This window comes from Bradyrhizobium vignae (assembly GCF_004114425.1).
Taxonomy (GTDB): domain Bacteria; phylum Pseudomonadota; class Alphaproteobacteria; order Rhizobiales; family Xanthobacteraceae; genus Bradyrhizobium; species Bradyrhizobium vignae.
The window spans coordinates 1-5,291 of the sequence record NZ_RDQF01000115.1 but is presented as its reverse complement, the minus strand read 5'-3'; the positions used below and the strand labels follow the sequence as shown (position 1 = coordinate 5,291).

4 protein-coding genes and 3 pseudogenes are annotated in these 5,291 nt (G+C 58.7%); 6 read left to right on the top strand and 1 reads right to left on the bottom strand.

Going from position 1 to position 5,291, the window contains the following annotated elements; translation table 11 throughout:
• A pseudogene (locus tag EAV90_RS38715) lies at positions 1 to 174 on the bottom strand (IS701 family transposase); the annotation flags it as partial.
• Between the two features lie 671 nt (positions 175 to 845).
• Here EAV90_RS38715 and EAV90_RS38705 point away from each other — a divergent pair.
• The 6 genes and pseudogenes from EAV90_RS38705 to EAV90_RS41575 all read left to right on the top strand — a co-directional run bounded on the left by EAV90_RS38705 (position 846) and on the right by EAV90_RS41575 (position 5,142).
• On the top strand, positions 846 to 1,154 hold the full coding sequence (locus tag EAV90_RS38705; protein WP_129146429.1) for a hypothetical protein: 309 nt from the start codon (positions 846 to 848) through the stop codon (positions 1,152 to 1,154).
• Positions 1,155 to 1,567: 413 nt separating this feature from the next.
• Positions 1,568 to 1,993: an IS66-like element accessory protein TnpA gene (gene tnpA / locus EAV90_RS38700; RefSeq protein WP_245509738.1), complete on the top strand. Its 426-nt coding sequence runs from the start codon at positions 1,568 to 1,570 to the stop codon at positions 1,991 to 1,993.
• A 49-nt stretch (positions 1,994 to 2,042) separates the two neighbouring features.
• A pseudogene (gene tnpB / locus EAV90_RS41945) lies at positions 2,043 to 2,335 on the top strand (IS66 family insertion sequence element accessory protein TnpB).
• A gap of 71 nt (positions 2,336 to 2,406) precedes the next feature.
• A pseudogene (locus EAV90_RS38690) lies at positions 2,407 to 3,205 on the top strand (IS66 family transposase); the annotation flags it as partial.
• Between the two features lie 546 nt (positions 3,206 to 3,751).
• A complete protein-coding gene (gene ltrA / locus EAV90_RS38685; protein ID WP_245509736.1) occupies positions 3,752 to 4,879 on the top strand; it encodes a group II intron reverse transcriptase/maturase in 1,128 nt (375 codons plus the stop codon).
• Positions 4,840 to 5,142: a hypothetical protein gene (locus EAV90_RS41575; RefSeq protein ID WP_347338835.1), complete on the top strand. Its 303-nt coding sequence runs from the start codon at positions 4,840 to 4,842 to the stop codon at positions 5,140 to 5,142. Before ltrA ends, EAV90_RS41575 begins: the two co-directional genes overlap by 40 nt.
• Positions 5,143 to 5,291: the final 149 nt, after the last annotated feature.

Sequence of the window (5,291 nt, the reverse complement as noted above, 5' to 3'; positions counted from 1 at the left end):
CGGCTGAACGCTCTTACGATCGCCGGGACCGATCAATCCCGCAACATACAGAGGACACATCCGCTGCCGGGTCTTATGACCCAGTCGGTCCAAGAACGGCATCAGCCAGCGTTCGAGTTCGTCTTCCAATCCCGGCATGGTCAGCCCTCCAAGAGCCGACCACCCATGAATCATTGAAAAATTGATTCGGGAATCCTAATAAAACGCGCCAAAATCAACAATCTGCCAAAGTAGTGCTAGTCTGCTGGTGCTCGCGAAAGATACCTTAATATCTGCTGCCGGCCCGCCGGGTACCCGCCGGTTCCGCGGTTGCTAGGGGAGTTGCGTAGAGGCTCCGTAGGGGACTGGCACTAAAATGTCTTCGGATGGCTCCGAAACAGATTCCTCAGGTAGAGATCGTCCGACCGCTAACATGGCGGGCTGCTCTGCTGGATGGATGTCTGGAAGGGCAGCTTCCTCGAGCCTCTTCTGATAGGCGACCTCAAGAGCCCTGGCGTCTGCCTCTAGAAGAGCGTTCTTGAGAGGAATGCTGACCTTGGCCCAGGCAAGCAGCGCCTCGCCGTCCTCCTGACGGCCATCCATTTGTGAATGGGATGGCGGACGCGCTTTTGGATAAGCTTCGCGGGCGAACTCGATGTGAGTCCAAGACTATCCAAGCAATTTTAGTCGCAGTTTCATGGTTAAGAATAACCAATCATTGTTGCGGCTAAGGCTTTACGAGTTCTTGTTCGAGCGCCGCGATCTGCGTGAGGATGATCTCGCTCGGCGCAAATCAACGAGTTTTCCAAGTGAGCATCGCTGGCGCGAGACGAGCAGAGTGCCTTTACGCTAATCGAGTATCGAATGTGACCATCATTCTCACCTTGCTTCTGGCAAGCACGATCCTGGGATTGTTGACCGGTTTGTTTTATCGGATCTGGGCGGTTGGTCTCTTGTCAGTCCTCATCGCTATCCTCTCAGCCTTGGTTCTCCACTTCTTCGGATTTCGCTTGCTCGAGGGCGTAGCTGTCAGCGTTCTTTGTCTTGTAGTCTGCCAGCTTGCATACTGGGTGGCCTCACTTCGCTTGCTCAAGAGCGCGGATCTATCTGAGGATGAAATCGACGGCTGTCCGGGAGGCGAGCGCGAGCAAGATGTCGACGACGAGAACCGCTAGCGCTATACGGATCAAATTCGGATCCTTGCGACGCCATCGTCTCGTTGTCGCCAATATCCGCGAATGGCCTCGCGGCGAGTTAGCGGCGGGTCTCGCTGCTGTCCCGAACAAGAACGTATTCTTTTGACGCAACCAGTAGTTCATTCTGAAACACCACCAAGCTTCTCAAAGCGCTATAGAGCGTATGAGCAAAAGCGATGCCATCAGGTAATCTGAACGGCTGCAGCGGCATCGTTCGGGCGATCATGCGCGCCGCGGCTCGACTTGGTGCCGTGTACTCCTCCAGGGTCAGCGAGCTGTAGCCCAAAGCAGGCCAACAAGGTGCCTCGCTCAGGGCCTCTCGTGCCGCATTGGGGTATCGCTCCGGCGAGGACCGCCTTGCGCGGTTTGATGGAGGATGAAGACATAGGCGTATGACTGACCATATGCCTATGCCGAAGGTTTCCCGACTTGAAGTCGTCTCGACGGGCGCTCGACGCCGTTGGACATTGGAAGAAAAGCAGCGGATCGTTACCGAGAGCTATGGCGGGCCACGTTTGGTGTCAGTGACGGCGCGACGTAATGGGCTGTCGACGAGCCAATTGTTCACGTGGCGCCGGTTGACGCGCGAAGGCAAGTTGATCGGGGATGCCGCGCCGGTGCTTGTTCCGGTTGAGATCACGCCTGCGGCGGCTCCGATCTCGAGATGGCGCGCCACAACTTGCGTCTTCACGCCTGCGCAGCGTGCAAGGGCTGGAATCATCGAGATTGAGCTCGGCGGCGGCTGTCGTGTTCGCGTTGACCGTGACGTGGACGTTGAGGCGCTGCAGCAGGTTCTTGAGCTTCCGAGACGGCGATGATCCCGATTTCGAGCGGCGTCAGGGTCTGGATCGCGACCGCCACACCGACATGCGCCGCGGGATGCAAAGCCTGGCGCTTGCGGTCCAGGAGAGCCTGAAGCGCGATCCCCATGCTGGCGATCTCTACATCTTCCGGGGTCGCCGCGGCGATCTGTCAAGATCCTCTGGCATGACGGGCTGGGCATGTCGCTCTACGCCAAGCGCCTGGATGGCGGCAAGTTCATCTGGCCCTCGGCGTCGGACGGCGCGGTATCGATCTCGGCGGCGCAGATGGCTTACATGCTGGAAGGGATCGACTGGCGGAATCCGCAACTGAGCTGGCGGCCGCTAAGCGCGGGCTGAGCGCAGAATCCGCAGCTTTTTTTGCATTTTGGGGAATCCCAACGCGTCCAATCTGTGATTCACTGTGTCGCATGGATGCTGAGCGCGACGCTGTTCCGGATGACATTGCCGCCCTGAAGAAGGCGCTGGCGGTCGAGCGCGCGAAGGGTTTGGAGATCGCCGCTGAACTTGCGGTCGCCCGCGCGAAAGCGTCGGAAGATGAAGCGCTGACCGCGCAGCAGACGCTACAGATCGCCAAGCTAAGGTATCAGATCTACGGCCAGCGGTCGGAGCGCTCGTCGCGCCTGATCGAGCAGTTGGCGCTGGCGTTCGAGGAGCTGGAAGTCGACGCCGCCGAGGACGAGCTTGCGGCGGAACGGGCCGTGGCCAAACGATGACGGTGCGCGCGGATTTACCCGCAAGCGTGCCGAGCGCCAGACCTTCCCCGAGCACCTTCCCCGGGAACGGGTGCTAATCGATGGACCTGGGGCTTGTGAATGCTGCGGCAGCAATCGCCTGCGCAAGGTTGGCGAGGACGTGACGCTGACGCTGGAAGTGGTGCCGCGCCAGTGGAAGGTGATCGAGACGGTCCGGGAGAAGTTCTCCTGTCGCGACTGCGAGAAGATCAGCCAGGCGCCGGCGCCGTTCCATGCCGTGCCCCGGGGATGGGCTGGCCCGAGCCTGTTGGCCATGATCATGTTCGAGAAGTTCGGTCAGCATCAGCCCTTGAACCGCCAGGCCGAGCGCTACGTGCCGGAAGGCGTGCCGATCGCACTGTCGACCATGGCAGATGCCGTAGGCGCAGTCTGTGCCTCGCTGGATCCCCTGCTGCACTTGCTGGAAGCCCATGTCATGACGGCCGAGCGCCTTCATGCCGATGATAATGTGCTGCAGAAGCACACGGAAAGGATGATCGAGATGATCTGAAAATCTGTGTGCACAAGCTGTGGCAGCGGGGTAGGCCCCTCGGGATCGACTTTCAGGAGGAGGTCCCAAATCACTTCAAGCGGCTTCGCTTAAGAGGCGCGGTCGTGACCGTTGAAGCCAACGGTCGGGAATACCCGAGCGGATAGGCGTCCGAGAGACGAATGAAAATGAACCCGCCGATGAACCGTCGTAACGTGGAAATCGTCGTCAAAACCAGAGGTGTGTCGTCCCTCTGAGATGAGCCCGCCGGAAGCCTGATGACCGGGCGGGCGGCGACCGGCGTTGAGGGGGCGTGAATCGGATGCAGGCGCTGCCGTGGAACTGCAGGAACCAGTCGCTCCGATGCAAAGGGAGAAGCACAAGCGGAGAAGACCGCGAGGCGAGATTACCGACGCGGAGCACTGGGACGGACCGATCCGTATTAGCGACGAAGGCTCGTAATGGGGCCGGAGCAAAGGGATCGGATCAGGAGGGCTGGCCACCGTCGCAACTGACAACAGGAGGACGGCGGTGAACCAGCCGAGCAAATGGTTCAACATCGACAAGAGAGAGGTGTACGAAGCATATCTGCAGGTGCGATCCAATGGTGGCGCAGCCGGTGTCGACGGAGTGACGATTGAGCAGTTCGAATCCAACTTGAAGAGCAATCTCTACAAGATTTGGAATCGAATGAGCTCAGGCGCTTACTTCCCGCCGCCTGTTCGCGCCGTCTCCATTCCAAAGAAGAGTGGGGGCCAAAGGATCCTCGGGGTGCCCACTGTGGCAGACCGCGTGGCACAGACGGTTGTCAAACAACTAATTGAGCCGGCTCTCGACGCAATCTTTCTGGCGGATTCTTACGGCTACAGACCCGGTAAATCGGCTCTCGATGCCGTAGGCATAACGCGACAGCGGTCCTGGAAGTACGATTGGGTTCTGGAGTTCGACATCAAGGGACTGTTCGACAATATCGACCACGAGCTTCTGCTGCGGGCCGTTCGGAAACATGTGACGTGCGCATGGGCGCTGCTCTACATTGAAAGATGGCTGACAGCGCCGATGGCGCAAGAGGATGGAACGATAATCGAGCGAAGCCGCGGTACCCCACAAGGGGGCATGGTGAGCCCGATCCTCGCCAACCTCTTCATGCACTATGCATTTGATCTCTGGATGGCACGGATGTTCCCCGATCTCAGGTGGTGTCGGTATGCAGATGACGGGTTGGTACATTGTCGGAATGAGATGGAGGCGCAAAGCGTTCGCGAAGCGCTCCAGGCTCAGCTGGCGGAGTGCTGTCTGGAACTGCATCCTACGAAGACGAGGATCGTCTACTGCAAGGACGACCGACGCCGGGGCAAGAGTGAGACGGTTATGTTTGACTTTCTCGGTTATTGCTTCCGGCCGCGATCGGTCCTGGGGCCGCGTTCGCAGAGGATGTTCTGCGGGTTCACTCCGGCGGTCAGCAAACCAGCGCTGAATGCCATGCGAGCGACGATCCGAGGCTTGAAACTTCGCAAGCGAACCGAGGTGACTTTGGACGATATTGCCCGCGAGCTAAACCCGATGGTTAGGGGTGGATCGCTTATTATGGGCAATATACGCGTTCAGCGCTCTATCCTTTGGCGCGCTACATCAACCAGACGTTGGCTATCTGGTTGAAGCGAAAGTACAAGCGCTTCCATCACCGCTTGGGACGCGCGCGTCTCTTCCTGGAGAAGATTGCGCGTCTCTACGGATTTCCGGCCGACCAGGTCGACGTCAAGTTTGATGGCTTTTCCGGCGCGGGAGCCAATACTCCACTCCCAGCTCCGCGAACGTTTGCGCATCTCAAGTTCGAAGAACGAGAAGTCGTCCAAGCCTCCTGCGAGGAAGAGCGAGGAAACGCGTGGTGGCGAGCGCGTTGTTTCTCTTGCGCTACTTAAGGAACCCATCGGAGCCTTCGGACTAGAGCATGATGTTTTTATACGGAAACATAGCCTGAGTTTTTGAAGTAGTTGGTGCACTCCTCCTTGGAGAAGAGATCGAGGAGTTCACCGACCTTTCTCCAGGTTGCCTCCACGTCACGGGGCTC